The sequence below is a fragment of the Ruegeria sp. CH11 genome, from assembly GCF_056537105.1.
The window spans coordinates 44,720-64,637 of sequence record NZ_JBQFQX010000014.1; the positions used below are offsets into that span (position 1 = coordinate 44,720).

The following is a 19,918-nucleotide window of genomic DNA, read 5'->3' on the forward strand; positions in this document are numbered from 1 at the left end:
TGTAATCTCCACGTTGGCCTCTATCGAAACCAAATTATTCACGCTTTGGTCACTTAGACGGACACCATTTGCTTGCGGAGGTGAGGATGGTATTGAGGCTTTTGGCGAAATAACGATAATTTTTGCGACTAGACTATATCTTAATAGAAAAGCAAATTTAACAGCTCTAGGCACCCGAAGTCTCGGAGATGTTTTAACGCTCCAGAACACCGTACTCTCGCAAAGGCGACGGCAAAGAGCAGAAAGGTTTGATTTGGCGGGTTTCCAAAATGAATACCCTGAAACTTCGGAAAGGGAAGTCACACGGCACAAAATCAGAACAAACGCGTGCCCGACAAGGCGGGAAATTTGACATGATTTCATTCAAGCCGCTACAGTGCAAGCTTCGCAAATTGGCGCGACGCCCTATCCCCGATTTTCTGACTCAGGCCGACGAAAGCTGGGAGATAGAGCCCGGCACCATGGCGCATATTCCGGCGGCCATCTTTCTGCCAGACCAGCCCGACAGGATCAAAGACACCGCATTTGCACCGATTGACGATGTCATCCGGTCCTTTCGCGGCGGGTATGATTACTATGAAGACCCGACTGTCGCGCACCGTTTCCGAAATGTCGATCTTGTGAACGGGGTGCTCTATGCGCGCGGCAGCCAGCTTTATCTGCGCGACCAGCAAACCAAACCTCTGATCTACCGCTCTCCCCGCGAGGTGATGCGCGGCGTCATGTACGAAAGCTGGACCGGAAACCAATGGTTCGGCACATGGCTGCGGGAAGACTGTCTGACCTATTTGCTGACCGAACCCCTGGGGCAGGCCGTCACCACGGCCCCCGAGCCAACCGGCCATATCCCCCGCTATGAACAGCTGCTGCGGATGGCCCCCCAGCGCCTGACGGACGTGCATTTCGAAGAGCTGATCCTACTTGAAAACATGTCCAGCAATGAAGGCAAGGCGCAGCGGGCGCGCGAACTGCGTAGCCGACTGCTGGCGGGGCGGACGATCAAGCCTCTGCCCGGCGTTTTTATTCTGCGCGGGAAATCTGGCGATATGCGGGTGCTGAAGAACGAACGGCAGATCGCTGAAAAACTGGCCGAGGTCTACGGGTTTGCGGTGCTGGACCCGGCAACAAAAACCGTCGATCAGATCGTCGAAATCTGCGGCCAGGCCGCCGTGATTGTCGGTGTCGAAGGCAGCCATCTGGCGCATGGGCTGGTGACGATGCCGCCCGATGCCACGCTGTTTGTGATACAGCCCCCCGACCGGACCGTGGCCTCGTTGAAGGTTGTGACCGACCGTCAGGGCCAGCGCTTTGCGTTTGTGGTCGCGGAAGGAACGCAGCTGAGCTTCCGGGTCAGCTGGGACGAGGTCAGACGCACCCTTGATCTGGTGTATTCCTGACGTTGCGCGGCACAAAGACGCTTGACACCACAGGCCGCAACAAGGCTTTAAGAAAGCATGGTTTTAAAGAGTGAAACTGCCGTAACTGTCATAAGAAGCCGGATTGAGTTGAGTAGATGTTTTCAGTGACCAAGCGCGATTTCGACCGCCATGGCAGGTCTGTACTGGATGCGGCCTTTGTCTCTCTGCAAATCTACCGCTTCGGCCACTGGGCGCTACAACTAAAAAACCCGGTCGCCCGGTGGATTGCAAACAAGATCTACGGCTTTCTCAAGGTCTTCGTGCTGAACGTGACCAAGGTGTGGATTCCGCCGCAGGTGACCATAGGCGAAGATTTTCACATCATTCACGCCGAGGGCAGCCTGTCCATTCACCCCGAGGTCGTGATCGGCGACCGCTGCGGGGTCATGCACAACGTCACCATCGGCACTAATATGGGGCCTGGTGCGCCGGTGATCGGCGATGATGTCTTCATCGGAGTGAATTCGACCGTGCTGGGCAATATCCGCATCGGTGACCGGGTGCGGATCGGGGCCAATACGGCGATCACCACAAATGTGCCCTCGGATTCCAGCGTAATCGGGTCGCCCGCGCGCATCTTTCCCCGCCTTGGCGCGATGATCGGTGCAAAGGCCAATTCTGCGGACGGGGAAACCCCCTCAGACAAATCGGATGGGAAAGCGGGCTGATCGTGGCGGACAAGGGGATTTATCGCCTGCTTGCGGGCAATCTCGCAGACAACGGGGACCAGACGGCGCTGATCGATCCCAAACGGTCGGTCACCTATGCCGAATTGGCAGCCGAGGCTGACATTGTCGCCGATTACCTGACCCGAATCGGCGTGCGCAGCGGCGACAGGGTGATCGTGCATCTGCGCAAGGCGATTGAAGAGGTCGCGGCCATATTCGGCGCGGCAAAGATCGGCGCGGTGGTCGTCAATGTGAATTTTCAATGGACCCCCGAACAGCTCTGTTATGTGGCCGCAGATTCCGGAGCAACAGCCCTGATTATCGGTGCGGCGGCACAAAAAGGGCTGTCGGACCGGAACCTACCCGACAGCGTGCGTGGCATCCTGATCGCCGGTCAGGCCACGCCGACAGGTCCGACGCAGGAGTTGTGGTCAGATCAGACCATTTCGGGCGCAGCATCCGAGGCCCGGCCCACCGCCAATGATCTTGCAATGATAATCTATACCTCTGGGTCAACCGGGATGCCCAAAGGAGTGATGCTCAGCCACCGAAATATCCGTATAGGCGCTGATACCGTAATCGAATACCTGCAATTGAAAGAAACCGACCGCCTGCTGTCAGTCCTGCCCTATAGCTTTGACGCCGGGCTGAACCAGCTGACCACCATGATGATGGTCGGTGGCAGCGTTGTGCACCAGCCGGTCGTCATGCCGGCCGAACTGATCAAAAGCATAAACACCCATGAAATCACCGGATTTGCCGGTGTCCCGCCGCTGTGGAACCAAGTCGTGCGCCTGCTCGACAAGGCGCCGCTAGCGATGCCCTCGCTGCGCCTGATCACCAATACCGGTGGCAAGATCCCTCCCGACGTCCTAGAGCGCATGCCCGATGTTTTCCCAAATGTGCAGATATTTCTGATGTACGGGCTGACAGAAGCGTTCCGCTCCACCTACCTTCCGCCTGATAAATTCACTGCAAAAATGGGCGCGATCGGCCAGCAAGTCCCCAATGCCCAGGTTTTTGTAATCAAACATGGTCAGGGTCGCGCCGGACCCGGTGAACAGGGAGAGCTGGTGCATGCCGGTCCCCTCGTCAGCCTTGGATACTGGCAACAGCCCGACTTATCGCAACAGAAAATCCGCCCTTGCCCGGAACTGGCCGATCTGATCGGGGATACCCCTGTCGTCTATAGCGGTGATCTGGTCCGGATCGATCAGGACGGGGATCTGTGGTTCATCGGCCGCGTCGACGACATGATCAAAACCAGTGGGTTCCGGCTCAGTCCGACCGAGGTCGAGGATCTTGTGTCGCGCAGCGGCATGGTCTCGGACGTTATCGCCTATGGCGTTGATGATGACGACATGGGGCAGATAGTACATATTGTCGTCACTGCGGCTGACGGCTTTGATACGGCCACATTGATGTCCCACTGTCGAAGGACAATGCCCCACTATATGGTTCCGGGCCAGGTACACGTCTGGACCGGACAAATGCCACGCACCGCCAGCGGAAAGCTGGACCGCCCCGCTGTCATTGCCCACGCCCGGGGCACATTCAAATAAAGGTGTTCAACCGAACTATCGAGGTATTTTCATCCTATGGCTTTAACTGAACAAAATCTGATCGATTTTCTTAAAGAATCCCTGCAGCTTGAAGAACAAATAGATGCGGACACGGGACTTTTCTCGACCGGTCTTCTGGATTCTGTGGCGATGATGAACATGATTGCTTTTATCGAAGAAACCGCACGTACCGAAATTCACCCCGCGGATGTGACCCTGGAAAACTTCGATACGGTCGACCGGATCGTGCAACTTGTTCAAAACCAGTCCTGACATGAACGATCTAGACGCTCAACTGGCTGAAGTCGCTCGTAAATTCGGGACACCTGCTTATGTCTATCTCATCGATACAATCGACCTACGGCTTGAAGAGATCAGGGGAGCATTGGGGCAATGGTTCGAGCTGAGCTATGCCATGAAATGTAACCCGAATCCCGGCATTCTGAATCGCTTGGTGGATCGGGTTGATTTTCTGGACGTATCGTCGATCGGGGAGTTGCGTCTGGCCCGTCAGGCGGGCTGGGATCCTGCCCGCGCCAGCTTTACAGGACCCGGCAAACGTGACGCAGAAATCGCCGAAGCAATTGAAACAGGCGTGGGCGAGCTCATTCTGGAAAACCTGCGCGAAGCCATAGTAGCGAACCGAATTGCCGGTGAAACCGGCCGCATTCAGGACGTGTTGATACGACTGGCTCCTTCGCGTGTACCCAAAGGGTTCGGAGATCACATGGCGGGTCGCCCCAGCCCGTTTGGTATTGACATTGAGGATGCCGCTGATCAGTTGCCGCGAATCCTTGCGCTCCCGCATCTCTCGGTTGTCGGTCTGCACATCTATTCAGGGACACAATGCCTGAAATCTGAGGCTATTTGTGAGAATTACGGGATATTCATCTCGGTCTTCCGGGAGATCTGCGAGGCTCATGACATCACGCCGCACAAGCTGGTTTTTGGTTCGGGTCTTGGCATTCCCTACCACCCCGGTGACACGCCGCTGGACCTGGCTGTGGTCGCGGATGGCATTCGCGCTGAGCTGGAGGCATTCCGCGCCCAAGACCGGTTTTCGGACACCCAGCTCATTCTTGAACTTGGTCGATATCTGATCGGGGAGGCCGGGTATTTTCTGACCAGTGTCATTGGTATCAAAGAGTCACGTGGCCAGAAGATCGCAATCTGTGATGGCGGCATGAATAATCACCTGCCCGCGTCCGGGCATTTTGGCATGGTGATCCACCGCAACTATCAAATGCATCGTGTCGGCGGCGGTAAGGGTGAGGAAAAGGTCAATCTGGTCGGCCCACTCTGTACGTCCATCGACAGACTGGCGAACGCGGTCGCCCTGCCCCCTCTGGCCGAGGGCGACATCGTAGCGGTGCACAGCAGCGGTGCCTACGGCCTGACCGCAAGCCCTGTCCACTTCATCAGCCATGCCTGCCCCCGCGAGATCCTGATTGACGGGAATATCATGACCGATGTCTCCCGGGATCTGAGCGACTAAACGCAATCCGTTTCAAAGATCACTCGTCCCAGGGTATAAATCTTTGCAAGCGCCCTTCTATTGCCCACAAGCTATCACGCAGGCGCTGGTCTGCCGCCGTCTCATCCTCATCGGAACCAATAGGGGTCATCAAACGCACAAGAGCTGTGTCGCGGCGGCCATTCGTAACCTTGCCTGCCAATAGCAGCATTCTGGCCCTCAAGCCCGAAGCCACTCGCTCGCCTTGTTGTTCAAACCAATAGTATACCAGCCGCCGGTCCAAACCTTTCTGGATGATGGCCCGGTTAACAGAAAAACTCTGAATTTCGTTCGAAACCTGGATCTGCTCCAGCCAGGCGATCTCCCATCCGGCCCCAGGCAGGCAAGCTTCGGGCGAATGCACACCCCCATCATTCTGGTCTTTGTACCAAGCCATGAATAAATCGACCGGAGCGCTTTCCCCTGCCCTCTCCAGCGCAACCGAATGGTAATCATCCGCCCCCAGAATGCGCTCGACATCCGGCTCCAGTGCCTGCGGCGGCCCAGATCTCCAGTCGCCCAGCTGAGTTGGGAACAATGCAAACGGATCGCGATCAACGGGCTGTACTTCTCGGCTGGGCACACTCTGCCAGAGCACACTGAGCGCAATCACCGAAACTGCTCCAACGATGAGTACCACTGACGGTGCAACAAAGCGGATACGCTTGGCCTGTTCCCACAACCCGTCGGTTTCCAGATCCAACGCTTCGACCAGCGTGATATTCTCTCCGCGTAGACGAACCAGAACCCACGCCAGGCCAAAAAGGATCAACACGCAGCTGATAAAGACGACCCATCCCTCAAAGAAATGCGTCAGCCCCTCGGCATACTCCAAACCGTAAGTGTTCACGATAACGCCCGCCACAGCGATCCGCACCGAGTTCATGACTACGGTAATCGGCACCGCCGAAATCAGCAGGATCGCCTTGTGCCAGGTTGGTCCCCGGTAAAGCACCGCAAAAATATAGGAAAAGCTGAGGATCGGAAAAAGGTACCGCAGACCCGAGCACGCCTCGGCAACATGTAGGCGGTAGACCCCCAAATCGATGATGTTGCCGTCCAGAAAGACCGGTACCCGCAGGATATCCAGAAACCACACGCCAAGCTCGGACGAAATCAACTGCAGCCATGTGGATACACCGTAATAAAGCGCACCTGGCAGCGGAAGCATGTAGACAAGATGCAGGACTGGCGGCCAAAATGCGCGTCCCTGCTTCCAGCCAAAACTGATCAGCAATATTGCACCAACCCACAGGATTAACCCGTAAGCGACGATATCGGGAATACCAATCAACATCCCGAACCCACCCAACACCAACGCCAGAGCTAACAGCCCCGCCCCTTGCCAGAAATCACGTACGGGGGTCGCATCAATCGGAACAGTCTTGAGCTGCCTCAGAAACAGCAGTCCGGACAGGACAGGTATCAAAGGACCGTGGCTATATTCCGGAAGTTTCCAGACCCGGAACAGCTCAGCTATCCCCTCCTGAAAAAAGGCAACGGCGCCGATCACCATAAGCACCAGCCAGAACACACCCGAAGCCGAGCGTGAAACTATCCTGTGTTTCAAAGGTTTCAGTGGTTCGTTTGTGAGAGACATAACCAAGCCATTACAGCATACCAAATGCACCACATGAATTGTGGTGTAACCAAGGTAGTGTAACAAAAGAGCGGCAGCGTTTTGACGCTACCGCTAAAAAAATTCTCGTGAACGTGTCTCAGGCCATCTGCTGCTTGCGACGGCGCAGCATGCCAAACCCGGCAAGACCGCCAATCAGCAACAGCGCAGACGCCGGCAGCGGAATGGGTGCAACCGTGAAGCCGCTAATGACAAAATTGTCTGTCGAATAGCAATAAAAACTACTACAGCCGCGACCATCAGCCAGAACACTGAACGAGCTTGCGATCTGACCGTTAAAATAAAATGGGTTCTGACTGCTTTCATTGGCAACGCGTGTGCGATCTACATAGACATCCCAGTCGTCATTGCTGTCGACATGCGAGAATGTCACTGAAATCAGGCTCACCGCACTATCGAATGAAAAAGTCAGCCATTCAGTAAGAAGACCACTCAACTGCCGGGTGTCATCAAACCAAGCGGAGCTGACACCTATTCCGCGCCGAGTCTGCGAAACACCAGCAGGCAAATAGTATGCATTGTGTGCCGTCACATGTCCTGAAACGCCATCAACGTCGAAAGTGCCTGTGCCGCCAACTATCGACAAATCCCCACCTCGTGTGAGATCAACATTGACGGGCGCGGCACTCGCACCAACCGTCATCAGAAAGAGAGCGGATATAAGTGCAAAAACTCTGTTCACCATTACTCGTACCAACTGTTTAACAAGTTTTATTAGAGTTATTCTACCAGAAAGGTCGACTTAACACGAGAGTAAGTTGACAGAATTGAGGCAAAAATTCCTATTGCTGCCATAATCCGGAAAGCCTATTGGAAACAATTCTGCTTTTCGCCTCATATTGAAGCTAAATTTCACCAAATTTTGAATATTGTTATTCGCGCAACTCCACCCTCAACCACCTAATATAAGCTCAAAGGCGTCGAGCTTCGTACACTGACTAGCCCCCTAAGCAGCCTCATCTGACTGGTCCAAGTTGATTGTTAGCGCATCATTGGCCTTTGATCAATTGAGATGATGGTTTCGGGCGCTGGCGGGCGGTAGCCCAGAGCACTGTGGGGGCGTTTGGTGTTGTAGTGTCTCCTCCATTGTTCGATCAGTATTTGGGCTTCGCTTACGGGAAGTAGGACTGAAGACGCTCCATCTGTTCGTCAGTCAGTCAGAACAGATTACTGATGACAAACCCCTGAAACTCAGGAGCTTGAATCGCACAACCGAGATGCCGACAACCAAATTAATGGGTCTAGAGCCTAAGACAAAGCGTGGAAAAAAGAGACGTTCTATTTGCAACTTTTGATCGATAGTTCATAGTAATTGTTGAAACGGTGACGCATTTGTTTGGTTGGATCGGATGAGTGATCATTTTAGTCGTCAATGGTACGAAAAGGGGTTGGGCCTGCGGACAAAGCTGGCTCCTTTGCACCGGCTCTTGAGATTTTTTCCCGGAAGAGAAGGTAGAGAGGCCTACGTACGTTGGATTGACCACAATCGTAAAGAGCGAATGCAAGAAACAATTGCAGCCTTTGAGGCCGCGGTTGACCGGTTGTCTGATGAGGATATCGTCTTGGACCTTGGTGCCAACGTCGGTGATTACACCGCGAAACTGGCCCGTACCGGCGCACAGGTCCATGCCTTTGAGCCAGAGCCTCGTCTATTCGCAAACCTCGGGCAGCGCTTCGAGGGCGCCTCCAACGTATTCTTGTACCAGGCCGCAATCTCAGCAGAAGCCGGAATGGTGAAGCTTTGGTTAGAGAACAGTGAAGACGCCAACCCTTTGGGTTTGCAATCGCATTCAATAGTTGAAGGTGGCGCTCTCACCACGGAAGGCAAAACGATCGAAGTTGAATGCATTGATTTCTTTACATTTCTAGAAAACCTTGGCGGTGCCCCAGCGATCGTCAAAATGGACATTGAGGGAGCGGAAGTCGCAATTCTTGAACGTTTGTTCAAGGAAGATCGTCTTAACGAAATTGGAGCATTGTTCGTCGAAACACACGAACAGCAAATACCTGTGCTGAAGAGCCGAACTGTTGCGTTGCATCGTCAGGCCCGGGCCTCAGGTGCAATAAATGTGAACCTTTTTTGGCCGTAGCAAAAGCGAAACAAGTAACAGCAGGTGTTCAATTAGAGAAATGCGGTATTACGGCCACCTCGTTCTCAGTCGGCAACCGGCGTGCCCGTCAAGCTGACGCTGACCTTCCCGACACTGTTCAGTGTTTGAGCGACTTGCAAAAGTTATTCAAGAATAGGCATTCTAGTAGCTTGCATGACACAATGGGCTGAACTCCCCCATGAAAACAGTAAATTTTTTGATGCTTGGTCAAGCCTTTTGTACTTTCTATTCAAACACGCCATTTCCACAGTATATTCGGAAACCATAGGCCTCGGACGTAGAAGGGTGTTCCCATAATTCAGCACACTCTTCATAGGAAATAAGTCCTTTGCCCAATCCAAGCGCCCAGTCAGCATCCTCATGCCAACTCCGCTTCAACGCAGTTAAATGATCTGGAGGGGTCAACATAACCGACCACTCTTGGGTAGCAAATGAAGGACCACCCCAGGATCGTACACGTAGTGCAGAGGCGCTCAAAAACCCTCCACATAAAACGACAATCAGGAGCGGCGCTGCAATGCGCCGGACGTCGCGAAGCGCAGGCACCATAATAAAGCGACCCAGCAAAACGGCTGAGCATATTATTATCGGGTACCAGTACCGACCACTCAGAGGAAAGCCTGCCGTACCGGCGGCGGCAGCCACGGTCGCCAGAGAGCCGACCATATAAAGCAAGACAGCACCCCGTTCTTTCCTAAAGCGAAAAAGCCAGCAAAGACCTAGAGAGGTCGTAAAAAGAACAGATAGCACCCCCAGGACGCTCATAATCAGATTGTTGGGACTGGACGTGTTTATCAGAGAGTTGAGTTGATCGGACAATATCTGAAAAATCTGATCTGTGGCGCGTAAAATTATATCTTCTGGGCTAGCCCTGTGGCCGCCGTCACGTTCGACTAAGACCAAAAAGCTCAAAAGCGCCAAGACAGCGATTGCAAAAATGTGCATCGATCTCTTCGTGAATGCTGCCCACACAAACAAGGGTAGGAACAACAAGCCAAGAGGAGAACCAGCCAACCCGGGAAGGCAGATCAATATGTCCGTGAAAGATAGGCTTTTCTTCTGGTAGCTTGCACGCAAACCAACCAGACCAAGGATCGCCAAGCCGGGCCAAAAGGTATACGTCAGATTGAACAGCATGAATGGCGCGAAAACCGCTGTCAGAACAGCAACTGAGATTACCGCCAAGCCTGAATGTGAAGCCCGGAAGATTTCCCGAAGAAGAACCAGAAATATGGATAATGCTATAAAGCTGTACGCGATTGCCTGTATCGCTGGGTTCAAATCAGATACAAGGAACGCGATGGACTGCGGAAACAAGGACCAGTACCCGGCATAGTAAAAGAAGACCGGAGCCCCTTCGAGGAAGTTATATCTGTTAAACAGAACAAGAGAATCCTCGGCAGTGAGGAAATTGAAGTAACACCAAAACACGGCTGCAAAGACTGAACAAAAAATGGCAAGCCTATAGTAAGCCACGTTCCAATGGCTCGTGGAGGTATCGTGCGCGCCTCCGTACCATAGTGTTCTTGTTCTCATATCTTCATTCTCTTGAAAATCCGCTCTGGAACATTGCGAAGGATTGCCATGATCAGTCTCCAGACGGGACGAACATAGATCGTATTTTGCTGTCTGGACACCGCCTGCACGATGGCTATACCGACCTCTTCCGGTTGAGCTGTCAGCTTGGTGGGCAAATCCAAATCTTGGGTCATCTGAGTTGCGATGAAGCCTGGGAGAACCGTCACCACATGCACGCCTTTCGTGGCGAGCCTGTTGCGCAGGCCTGAGAGAAAAGCTGTGAACCCGGCTTTCGCCGAGCCGTAGATGTAATTGGTCGCGCGGCCTCGCTCGCCTGCGACGGAACTGATACCAACGAGGGTGCCCCGACCGCGTTCTTCGAAGCAGTTGGCGAGCACTGCCAATATGCTGGCAGGCCCCTCGAAGTTACTGCGTATTACCCGAACAGCTTGGTCCAAATCGCGCTCGTTTTCCGACTGCTCGCCCATCAATCCGACTGCACAAACCGCAATTTCGGGGAGCTCTGGGAGCTGTTCAACGAACGTGCTGTGGTTTCCCATATCGAGCGCGTCAAATTCATGTAGTGATACGTCGACGTTGTGCCGCAGCGCGATGTTAGCCCGGTCAGCTTCGAGTGTGTCTGTTTGTCGTGCCGCGAGTTGGATTGGATGGCCGATAGCGGCGAAGGCATGGGCTGTGGCTTTGCCGATGTCTGAGCGCGCGCCCAGGATGAGAACGGGGAGCTTCGTCATAAGTTGAGTCTTTCTGATTGGGCAGAGGCGAAGGTCTCTTGCCACGTATTGTCTGTTCGTTGTGCGCGAAACGCTTTGATCCTGTTATCGGAGGCGGCAAATGTTTCAGCAGTCATCCGGCTGTCCTTGGCGAGATAGAAGCGCCCTCTATGTTTAAGCGTGATCCGGTCAAGCTCTTTGAGTAGAACGAGCGTCTTAGGGTTGATCGGGAAATCAAGCGCGAGCGTGTAGCCTTCCATCGGGAAGGAAAACGCGCTGTCTTGCTCCCCGAAGCGTTTCAGGACGGCGAGGAACGATCCCGCGCCCGCTTTAGATATTGCTTTGAGTAACTCTGACAGCCCTACTTGGGATGCATCGAGAGGCAAGACGCATTGAAACTGCGCAAAGCCTTGGCGACCATAGATGCGGTTCCACTGCAAGATGGCATCGAGCGGATAAAAATATGTGTCCCAATCGACAAGCTGTTGTCCGGTCTTCCGTGATCCCACCCAATAGTAGAGCGCATTGAAGGCGCGCGCCGTGACCGTATTGAGCGCAAATCCCGGAAAGTCAAACGGCACAGTACGCGTTGTCTTCTTGGGCACGTTAAAAGGGGCTTGGTACTGTTCTATGGGAAGGTCCTTTAGGCTGGCATGTTCGCCAAGCATGACCAAAGAGCGGCCCAGATCGGCCCCTCCCGCGAGGCAATCGATCCAAGCAACCGAATAGGTCACGTCGTGGTGGGCTTCAAACACATCCATGGCCGCTTTCAGGTTTGGCGCGGGATATGTGGTTTGCCGCATCCAAGCCGTTTCAACCGGCTGCAACCGGATTGCAACTTTCGTGATGATCCCCGTGAGGCCCATCCCGCCAAGGGTGTGCTCAAAGAGAATGGAATTTTTCGTATGGCTACACCGCCTGATACTGCCCGTGGCGTCCATGACATCGATCCAATCGACACAGGCGCGAAAGCTACCGTCTTTATGATGGTTTTTCCCGTGCACATCCGCTGCGATGGCTCCGCCAAGTGTCACGAATTTGGTGCCAGGTGTGACAAGGGGAAACCAACCGCGCGGTAGAAACGCTGCGATGACATCACCAAGCAGCACACCAGGTTCGGCGATCAACAGGCCAATCTCAGGATCAAAGGTGAGCATGCGATTGAGGTGCCGCATCTCCAAGGTTGCAGCGGAGTTGATGGCGCTGTCGCCATAGGCGCGGCCATTGCCACGCGCGATTAGCGTCTGCTCTGAACGCACAGCATCCCGAAGCGCCGCAAGACTGCGCGGCGCTCGCACGCTAGCCTCCAATACCGGGTAACGGCCCCAACCTGACAGCTTCATGTCGCCACCTCCAAGCGGCTGTCAGTGAACACAAATCGCCGATCGAGGTTGTATTTGACGACATAGCCGATGCTCAGGCCAATAACTGCGCCGAATTCCCGCATAATATCCGCCCTCCAGATCAACCAGAATACAGTCTCAGTGCTCCAGAAGATTGCGGTCGTAATGAGCCCCATGGCTGTGTAGAGCGAAAATTTCTGCCCGTGGGCTTTCACGCCGGTGTCGAGGTCAAAGAAAATCCACCTCTTATCGAGAATGTACTTGATGATCAGGCCTACGAGGGTCCCCGCCCCAACCGCCAATGCAAAGGTGATTCCATCTCTACCCTGGGTAAATACCAAACGCTGAATACCCAAGTTTGCGATGGTCGCAATCACCGCAAATGCTGCGTACCTGAATACAAGCACCCGCAAAGTCATAACACCGCCCCTGCCATGACAAAGGCCAATATGGTCAAGAAAGATATTTGGCTCTGACGATCTTTAACAGCGTATACGACTGGATCATCGTGCATCCATCCTCTATGCGCGAGCATGACTGTTCTCGTTATCCAATAGAGTAGAATAGTACAGACGCCCCATAAGGCTTCAGGGGTAGGGTACAGGTCAACCACCGCAGGAGAATTTACGTAGAGCGCCATCACCAATACGGCGACATATCCGGCGCTGATGGAAATCATCGAGATGATCGGGAGATCATCCACATGATATCCTCGCCCAGAGGCTTTGAGTATACCTTGATTAGCATTGTCAACCAACTCCGCTTGACGCTTAACTGCAGCCAGAGACAGAAAAAAGAAGATTGAAAACGCAAGGAGCCACACCGATAAGGGGATGCCGGTGGCGGCACCGCCTGCTACGATCCGCAATGTGTAGAGGCCTGCCAGCACGCAAATATCGACAACGATACGGCGTTTGAGATGCAGGGAATATCCTGTGGTTAAGGCATAGTATCCAGCCATGATACCGAAGAATGTAGGTCCTAGGAAGGTTGCAATTATTGCCCCCCCCCCAAAAAAAAATGCCGCCATCAATGTGCTTGAGGCAATTGGAATGCTGCCAGCGGCAAAGGGTCTTTGCCGCTTGCGCGGATGGACGCGATCAGCATTGAGATCAAGCAGGTCGTTCAGCACATAGACACTGGAGGCGACCAAGCTGAAAGAGATGAAGGCGAGCAGAGATGCAAAGAGGCTGGCCCCGTTGATCTGATGCGCCGCCAGCATAGGCAGGAAAACCAGGACATTCTTCATCCATTGATGGGGCCGAATGGCTTTGAGATACGCGCCCACCGTCGGAGAGTGAGTTTCAAGGTGTTCTACCTCGTTCGCCATCTGCTCGGCACGTGCTCTCAGACTCTTGGATGCATTGACGATGACGGCTCGTTTCGCATGTTTCCAGACGGCTAGGTCAGCTTCAGAATCCCCCATGTAAGCGAATTTCTTTTCGCCATAGGTTTCGATCATGAAGCGTGCTTTGCGCTCTCCTTTGAGATTCTCAGAGCCGTCTGAGCCGTGAGCCTCATCGAATAATTCAAGATGAGCGCTAATTTCCTGGGCGATACTATCGTCCGACGCTGTGACAAGAGCTGTTCGTCCGCCAGATTGGCGCCACGCTTCGATGTAAGCAATGACCGTCGCATCATAGGGGAGTGTTTTCACGTCAACTCGCGCTGCTCTGGCAAGATAACGCTTAAGAGCTGCTTTGCCATGCGACAGAGCCAATACAGACCGAAACAAGCTGCGCCAGTCCCGCGCGAAGGCTGACCAAAAAGTCTCGAACAGCATGTCACTGCGCAATAGGGTACCATCAAGGTCAACAACCAATACAGGAACTTGCGTCATGGGGGCGTCATCCTCTGCGACGTACTGGAATTCTGCGGGCCACGGCTCTTCTCATCGCAGGGATCTAACCTAGCTTTCTTTGAATAGCGAGCGACTGTCATCATAGCCAAAATATCTTCAAATCAATAAAGCTGTAGCAAGGTTTCATGTAGGGCAGGCTTCGTCATGTGCTTTCTTGGCAATAGCGGCAGATCATTTCATCGACGAAAGCTCACACGGCAGGCGTATCTTCAGCAAATCCAAAAATCTCTTTCAACAACATCGCTCTTTCGCGGTGCATATCGGTATGTGTGTGTTGCATGGCTGTTTCACGGGCAGAGACAGCAAAATCCAGGAGTAAATCCGGGTGTTCGGCAAATTTTGTAAGCATCAACGCCAGTGAATTGGCCTGCCCGGTCGGAAATATCGCGCCGTTCTGTTCGGGGTTCACTACTTCAAGGTTCCCTGGCGTATCGGATGCGATCACCGGAACACCCTGAGAAAAGGCATCAAATATTATGCGTGGCTGCTCATCGCCAACTGTTGGCACAATCACTGCGTGGTAGTCCCTCAACAACGCCAGAAATGGTTCGCCATAAGGCACCGGATCAAGAATTCGCAGCCTGACCCGCCTAACATCTCGCGCCAATTCTTCGAACGTTTCCTTCATGTCTCCGCTGCCAATTACATCAATGATGATGGGCCTGTTCATCTCTTCCAGGCACCGGATGGCGTCGATCATGACCTGAGCACCTTTCCCGGCGGTTAGGCGGGACGGAAAAAGAAAACGAACTGCTTCTGTTTTTTTTGCCCAGAGCTGGGAAAGGTCGGCTTCGGGAATGATGTCCGAGGCGGCGATCCAGCTTGCCGGAATAACAGCGCCTGTCCCCTTGGGCCCAACCGGAAGGCTGTTCTGATAGGCTGAATGTGTGTAGACAGCCAGTTTCGCCTTCCGAAGCGACCAGCGAGCAAACATCTCGGTTGAAGATGACCGGATGCGGCGTTTGACCGAGGCTTCCTCGCCTGCCGGTATCCGCCAGAAAGCGCTCTCGATTACTATGACGAGCGGCCGCCTGAGGAAAACCGCGATCGGGTTGACGATGAAACCCAACGGAATTGGCCAACCTGCGATCCCGCTATGCACGATATCCGCCCGCAGTACGGCCCTCCACACCGAGCGTATCATTGTCGGTAACTTTAAAATCGCTTCGCGCATACTCCCCAATTCTGGTCCAATCTCTGTGAAATGCAGACGGGAATTCAGGTTCGGTGGAACCTGGACCAGTTTCCCGCCATCGGCGGTATTGTATGGGGCGGAAGGGGCCAGAACCGTCAGGTCAGGGATGTACCGCAAGTGCTCTGCAAGGTCATGATACCAAAGCTCGTCCAACCAAATGCCACCCAGATCATCACAATAATACGGGATAGGGACACATAAGCAGTATCGCTTCCCTTTCATCGCATCAAAGCAGGCCTCAAATGAATTAAATGAAGATGTCAAAGAATCTCTCGGTGCAACGCGCTATGACCTCTACTCGTACTATTGAGGCATAACTGTAAGTGCGGCCTCATTTACAAATCTGCTCTTTTGACCTGAGCCAGGCATTTCCTTCAGTCTACAGAAAGTCCGTCTGAGAAACGGTTTGCGCCGTTAAGCTGAACCGCACCGTGTATCACACAAGGAAACAGCAACCATGTCAGTCTTTCAACCTTTGTGCGAATTGGTCAAGATACGAGCCTTCACCCAGCCTTTGAACCAATACCAGCGACGACGCAGCTGCATTATTATGACACCTTTTGCGCTCCATTCCGGATGAACAATAAAGGAGAACGGTTTGCCCGGGGTCAGCAATGCCAGTTCTGCCCCAAGTGCCGCCGCCTTTCGCGAGATCCCGATCTCACAGGCAACTGCTTCCTTGTAATCCGATCGACTTGGAAAACCATCCATCTGCTTTAACAGGGCGCCATCGGAGAAGAGCAGAAGAGATTGCAGATGTGTGGCAACCTCTCCTTCCGGAATGCCCATTTCCCTGAGCAACTTCCGATATGTATCAATAGGGTTTTCGGCATCAGGCCCGGCATAGGAGGGCACAAAGTCTCGGCGGGTCATTTCGGTGAGTTTTTCCCAGGTCAGACCCTCCCACATTAAAGCTTCCCCAATAAGAGCAGTGCGGCCCAGTTCCGCGTGGCGGTCTTCGAACGCAGCCAGCCAGCCAGGCTTGCGCAAAAGACATTCACTCTGGAGGAAGAGATAATAATCATAGCCCGGGGCTGCCCGCCACCCGGCATCCCATGCGCCGATATTATACCCTTGGTTCTCCCGATTGATACTACGCAGATGCACATTTTCGGGCATTGGCGGCAATTCGGTCTTCTTTAATCCACCACCATTGCAGACGACGACCACATCAAAGTCACGACCCGCAGGTATCTTTCGTATTAGATTTAAAAGCCTCCGCAATATCTTCAGGCGGTGACCAACCCAGTGAGATATTACAACACAATGCTTATTGGATGAGTTCATGTGGGATTCTGTCAAACTTAAGACCTACGCGTTTGATTTATAAGATAATAATAGAACATGGCGGCGGAGATCCTGAAACACGAAGCTGGCTTTGTTCACAAGCATCTCCGAAATTTAAAGCCTTAAGTACTCAACGGCAGCCCCAGTTTTTAAACATCTCCACGAATGTACGACACCAAATCAGCATAAGTGAGTTTGATCCGCTCGGCCAAAAGAGACAAGATCCCACCAGACAGATAGAGACTGTTTTATAATATCTTTATCGCTCACATTGCGTGACCTGGCACACATCCCAGCTCCAAACCAGGGAAACGCTTGCTGTTAGGACGAGGCTACCAGCAGCACGGCATTGGTCAGTCCGCAGAGCTTCAGGGGACTGCGGGCGATACCATTGGTCTCCAATGTTTCGCGCGCGAAACACTTCAAAGGCGAGAGGCCAGCCAATCTCTGAGTTCAGCGTGAAGCGCGTCGGTCATGCCGGTCAGCGTCACGGTTTTACCGTTGGCAGACCGGGTCAAGGTGAGGCTTCCAATGGCCTCCTTGGCCAGGGAGGGAGGCGTGCGGGTCCGATCATCCCCCTGCCCTGCTCGGCTGAATCGAGCCAGTAGCGCCGCTTCGGCCTCTGCCGTGTCGGGCTTCGCCTTATCCAATTCCCGAGCCAGACGGCCACCCAGAGCCGGATCTTCTTTCAGTGCCCTCGACAAGGTCAGCCCCAGCCGTTCCGGGATTGCAGCGGCAAATCGCAGGTGGTCGTCAAGCGCATGGTAGATGGTGATGAATGACCCAATCTTGGACCGCTTCGCCCGACTGACCGAGGCGAACAATCCGCGTAGGGCGGACACTTCATCCGGATAGACCCCCTGCTCTGCGGCACGTGCCGCGATCCGGGCACGTTCATAGTAGCTGAGCCCGACGCGGATCTCGTTTTCCTCGACCATCGCAAGATAGGCATCCGAGGCGCTCTCGGGGCGTCTGAGCAGCGCCTGTACGGTGGCAAAGCGTTCTTCTCCAGTTTCCGCGTGTAGCGTCTTCAGTGCGGTCAGGCGGCGCCAGCCGGAAATCAGACCGAAACGGCCCTCGGCCAACTTCACCACCTCGATCGGTGTTTGCTGGCCGCGAACACGCAGGCTTTCGACCAGTGCGGACATCTCACCCCCGTCTACCGCGATACGGTCGCGCACCAGATAGGTTTCCTCGATCACCGCCAACGGCACCTGTTGCACCAACCGACCTTCGGCGCGGGCGGTGCGGATTTCCGAGCTCAGATCGTCTACAGCGGCTTGCAGCGCCGTATCACTGGCCACCTGCGCGATGGGGGGCGCCGACTGGACGGGGGGAAACATGGATTTCGTCTCAGGCGCCATATCCGTAGCTTCGGCAGGCAGGAAATCGGTGCGGGCGGGGGTCAGCCGTTTGCGTTTTGCCATTTCAAATCCTCCTCATCCGCGCGTCATAGACTCTGTTACATGCCATCCCGTTACCGCGGCGTGCGGTGCAACACGCGGACTGCGGGGCCGATGAGTGCGTTTCGCGCGCGAAACATTCCCCGGAGCAGGGCAGGGGGCTCATACCGCCACCTCGGGCCGCTGCTCGTCCTGCAGGGCCAATTCCTCGCGCCGCCAGACACCCAGAACCAGCCGTTTGAAGGCCGCATAGGTCTCGTCGAAGGTCTCGCGTCCCCGCGCATAGGTTTCGCGGTTGAAATCGCGGTAATCGGCCTCGTAGATACCGTTTACCTGCTCTCCTGCCTGACCGATCAGCGCAGTGAATTCCTGCCGGTGCGGCGACAGCGCGCTGCCCAAATAAGACTGCATCAGCCCGGCCAACTCGGCCTGCTGGGTGCCGTCATAGCGGGTGATGACTGTGCGCACCGCATCCCATTCAAACGCCATCTCATCGCGCCCCAGCGCACGGGCGGCCATGTTTTCACCATCCTCGATCGACTGGAATGTAGAGTGGAGCATGTCAAAGAACCGGCCCGTTGAATCAAATTCCAGAAACGAAGCGCCCATCGGCACCAGCAGGATATCCGCCGCGGCCAGCCCGTTGATGGTCAGATATCCAAGCGCGGGCGGGGTATCGATGAAGATCAGGTCATAGTCGTCCAGAACACCGTCGGCCTCCAGCGTTTCGGTCAGCGCATCCCAAAGTTTCCAACCGCGGGCCTGCATGCGCCAGACCGGGATCTGGAACTCGGCCCAATACAGATTCAGCTGTGCGCCGATCAGATCGATATTGGGCCAGTGCGTTTTCTGGATCAGGCCATTTGCGCGCGTATCCAGCGCCTCCATCAGCGTGTCATCGATAGGGTGGGGGGCTTCTCCGCGATCCAGCCGCCCCTGATTTTCCCGCCGCAGATACCCGGCATAGTGACGGGCCAGCAGCGGAAACACTGTTTGCCATTCATCCGCAACCTTGCCGCCAAAGATCGATGTCATTGATCCTTGGCTGTCCAGATCGATTACCAGGACCTTGTATCCGTCCAGAGCTGCGGACATGGCCAGATGCGCACAGGTTGAAGTCTTGCCCACGCCCCCTTTGAAATTGGCAACCGAAACCAGTTTTGCAGGCAGACCTTCGGGACGGTATGGACGATATTCCTTGGCCTTTGATCCTTCCGAAGCAAAATGCGTCCGGAGCCGCAGCACTTCATCCAAAGTAAACCATTTGGCACCGCCTTCAGATTCCGAACGTCCCTGGGGCAGGTCCGGGTTTGCCTTGAGCACACGTCTGAAATGCGGGGGGGCAACGGGGATCAGGTAGCGCGTGATTTCCCAAGTGGAGAACAAGCGCAGCTGCCGGGTCTCACCATTCTCCAGACCTCGGCTCGCCAGATCTTCTCGCCCTTGGTTGCAAGCATTGGCAATGGCCGCAAAGCTGGCTGTCGTGGATGGGTTTCCCAGCTCAGAGAAAGCTGTGTCCGGATCAATATTGAAATAGGGAGGGAGCCCGTCTCTTGGAGATGTCGCCATGGTCATTTTGCTCGATGTGCTGTGTTTTGACCAGTGTAACACAAAACGCGGCATATGGAAGAACTATGGACATCACTTTATATTTTTCTAAGCAAATTAG

17 protein-coding genes and 1 pseudogene are annotated in these 19,918 nt (G+C 54.2%); 6 read left to right on the top strand and 12 right to left on the bottom strand.

The genetic code is table 11. The features are described 5' to 3' along the window. Positions 1-353 precede the first annotated feature (353 nt). The 5 genes from ACR0LX_RS18025 (at position 354) to ACR0LX_RS18045 (ending at position 5,143) form a co-directional block, all read left to right on the top strand. On the top strand, positions 354-1,397 hold the full coding sequence (locus tag ACR0LX_RS18025; RefSeq protein ID WP_480784904.1) for a glycosyltransferase family 61 protein: 1,044 nt from the start codon (positions 354-356) through the stop codon (positions 1,395-1,397). 116 nt (positions 1,398-1,513) lie between these two features. Further along, positions 1,514-2,086: a serine O-acetyltransferase gene (locus tag ACR0LX_RS18030; RefSeq protein ID WP_480784905.1), complete on the top strand. Its 573-nt coding sequence runs from the start codon at positions 1,514-1,516 to the stop codon at positions 2,084-2,086. Between the two features lie 2 nt (positions 2,087-2,088). Beyond that, a complete protein-coding gene (locus ACR0LX_RS18035) occupies positions 2,089-3,648 on the top strand; it encodes an AMP-binding protein (protein WP_480784906.1) in 1,560 nt (519 codons plus the stop codon). Positions 3,649-3,684: 36 nt separating this feature from the next. Further along, positions 3,685-3,921 (top strand): acyl carrier protein, encoded by a 237-nt coding sequence (locus tag ACR0LX_RS18040; RefSeq protein ID WP_480784907.1) that lies wholly within the window; start codon positions 3,685-3,687, stop codon positions 3,919-3,921. A 1-nt stretch (position 3,922) separates the two neighbouring features. Next, a complete protein-coding gene (locus ACR0LX_RS18045; RefSeq protein WP_480784908.1) occupies positions 3,923-5,143 on the top strand; it encodes a type III PLP-dependent enzyme in 1,221 nt (406 codons plus the stop codon). 19 nt (positions 5,144-5,162) lie between these two features. On the opposite strand, the gene xrtD is transcribed toward ACR0LX_RS18045, so the two are convergent. From xrtD to ACR0LX_RS18060, 3 genes and pseudogenes are all read right to left on the bottom strand, one after another. Next, positions 5,163-6,761, bottom strand: coding sequence for a VPLPA-CTERM-specific exosortase XrtD (gene xrtD, locus ACR0LX_RS18050; protein WP_480784909.1), 1,599 nt, complete (start codon positions 6,759-6,761; stop codon positions 5,163-5,165). A gap of 118 nt (positions 6,762-6,879) precedes the next feature. Then, complete coding sequence (locus tag ACR0LX_RS18055) at positions 6,880-7,485, bottom strand: VPLPA-CTERM sorting domain-containing protein (protein WP_480784910.1); 606 nt, start codon at positions 7,483-7,485, stop codon at positions 6,880-6,882. A 296-nt stretch (positions 7,486-7,781) separates the two neighbouring features. Then, positions 7,782-7,910: pseudogene (locus tag ACR0LX_RS18060) on the bottom strand (integrase core domain-containing protein); the annotation flags it as partial. 239 nt (positions 7,911-8,149) lie between these two features. Between ACR0LX_RS18060 and ACR0LX_RS18065 the strand changes: the two are divergent. Further along, positions 8,150-8,890, top strand: a complete 741-nt coding sequence (locus ACR0LX_RS18065; protein ID WP_480784911.1) for an FkbM family methyltransferase — start codon at positions 8,150-8,152, stop codon at positions 8,888-8,890. A gap of 246 nt (positions 8,891-9,136) precedes the next feature. Here ACR0LX_RS18065 and ACR0LX_RS18070 read toward each other — a convergent pair whose 3' ends face one another. The 9 genes from ACR0LX_RS18070 to ACR0LX_RS18110 form a co-directional block, all read right to left on the bottom strand. Then, on the bottom strand, positions 9,137-10,387 hold the full coding sequence (locus ACR0LX_RS18070; protein WP_480784912.1) for a hypothetical protein: 1,251 nt from the start codon (positions 10,385-10,387) through the stop codon (positions 9,137-9,139). Positions 10,388-10,443: 56 nt separating this feature from the next. Then, complete coding sequence (locus tag ACR0LX_RS18075; protein WP_480784913.1) at positions 10,444-11,181, bottom strand: SDR family oxidoreductase; 738 nt, start codon at positions 11,179-11,181, stop codon at positions 10,444-10,446. Next, entirely contained in the window at positions 11,178-12,503 is a 1,326-nt protein-coding gene (locus tag ACR0LX_RS18080) for an FAD-binding oxidoreductase (protein WP_480784914.1), read from the bottom strand. Before ACR0LX_RS18080 ends, ACR0LX_RS18075 begins: the two co-directional genes overlap by 4 nt. After that, positions 12,500-12,922 carry a GtrA family protein gene (locus tag ACR0LX_RS18085; RefSeq protein WP_480784915.1) on the bottom strand — a complete coding sequence of 141 codons (423 nt, stop codon included), beginning with the start codon at positions 12,920-12,922 and terminating at the stop codon, positions 12,500-12,502. The genes ACR0LX_RS18080 and ACR0LX_RS18085 overlap by 4 nt, the downstream gene beginning before the upstream one ends. Next, positions 12,919-14,343 carry a UbiA family prenyltransferase gene (locus ACR0LX_RS18090; RefSeq protein ID WP_480784916.1) on the bottom strand — a complete coding sequence of 475 codons (1,425 nt, stop codon included), beginning with the start codon at positions 14,341-14,343 and terminating at the stop codon, positions 12,919-12,921. The genes ACR0LX_RS18085 and ACR0LX_RS18090 overlap by 4 nt, the downstream gene beginning before the upstream one ends. Positions 14,344-14,554: 211 nt before the next feature. After that, a complete protein-coding gene (locus ACR0LX_RS18095; RefSeq protein WP_480784917.1) occupies positions 14,555-15,712 on the bottom strand; it encodes a glycosyltransferase family 4 protein in 1,158 nt (385 codons plus the stop codon). Between the two features lie 315 nt (positions 15,713-16,027). Beyond that, on the bottom strand, positions 16,028-16,846 hold the full coding sequence (locus tag ACR0LX_RS18100; protein WP_480784918.1) for a hypothetical protein: 819 nt from the start codon (positions 16,844-16,846) through the stop codon (positions 16,028-16,030). 422 nt (positions 16,847-17,268) lie between these two features. Beyond that, complete coding sequence (locus ACR0LX_RS18105; protein WP_480784919.1) at positions 17,269-18,273, bottom strand: ParB/RepB/Spo0J family partition protein; 1,005 nt, start codon at positions 18,271-18,273, stop codon at positions 17,269-17,271. Between the two features lie 138 nt (positions 18,274-18,411). After that, entirely contained in the window at positions 18,412-19,818 is a 1,407-nt protein-coding gene (locus tag ACR0LX_RS18110) for an AAA family ATPase (protein ID WP_480784920.1), read from the bottom strand. Positions 19,819-19,918: the final 100 nt, after the last annotated feature.

Bases quoted from the DNA above. Each gene is read 5' to 3' on its own strand.
- ACR0LX_RS18025 (WP_480784904.1), top strand. From the start codon at position 354: ATGATTTCATTCAAGCCGCTACAGTGCAAGCTTCGCAAATTGGCGCGA.
- ACR0LX_RS18030 (WP_480784905.1), top strand. From the start codon at position 1,514: ATGTTTTCAGTGACCAAGCGCGATTTCGACCGCCATGGCAGGTCTGTA.
- ACR0LX_RS18040 (WP_480784907.1), top strand. From the start codon at position 3,685: ATGGCTTTAACTGAACAAAATCTGATCGATTTTCTTAAAGAATCCCTG.
- ACR0LX_RS18045 (WP_480784908.1), top strand. From the start codon at position 3,923: ATGAACGATCTAGACGCTCAACTGGCTGAAGTCGCTCGTAAATTCGGG.
- xrtD (WP_480784909.1), bottom strand. From the start codon at position 6,761: ATGTCTCTCACAAACGAACCACTGAAACCTTTGAAACACAGGATAGTT.
- ACR0LX_RS18055 (WP_480784910.1), bottom strand. From the start codon at position 7,485: ATGGTGAACAGAGTTTTTGCACTTATATCCGCTCTCTTTCTGATGACG.
- ACR0LX_RS18065 (WP_480784911.1), top strand. From the start codon at position 8,150: ATGAGTGATCATTTTAGTCGTCAATGGTACGAAAAGGGGTTGGGCCTG.
- ACR0LX_RS18075 (WP_480784913.1), bottom strand. From the start codon at position 11,181: ATGACGAAGCTCCCCGTTCTCATCCTGGGCGCGCGCTCAGACATCGGC.
- ACR0LX_RS18080 (WP_480784914.1), bottom strand. From the start codon at position 12,503: ATGAAGCTGTCAGGTTGGGGCCGTTACCCGGTATTGGAGGCTAGCGTG.
- ACR0LX_RS18085 (WP_480784915.1), bottom strand. From the start codon at position 12,922: ATGACTTTGCGGGTGCTTGTATTCAGGTACGCAGCATTTGCGGTGATT.
- ACR0LX_RS18090 (WP_480784916.1), bottom strand. From the start codon at position 14,343: ATGACGCAAGTTCCTGTATTGGTTGTTGACCTTGATGGTACCCTATTG.
- ACR0LX_RS18100 (WP_480784918.1), bottom strand. From the start codon at position 16,846: ATGAACTCATCCAATAAGCATTGTGTTGTAATATCTCACTGGGTTGGT.
- ACR0LX_RS18105 (WP_480784919.1), bottom strand. From the start codon at position 18,273: ATGGCAAAACGCAAACGGCTGACCCCCGCCCGCACCGATTTCCTGCCT.
- ACR0LX_RS18110 (WP_480784920.1), bottom strand. From the start codon at position 19,818: ATGGCGACATCTCCAAGAGACGGGCTCCCTCCCTATTTCAATATTGAT.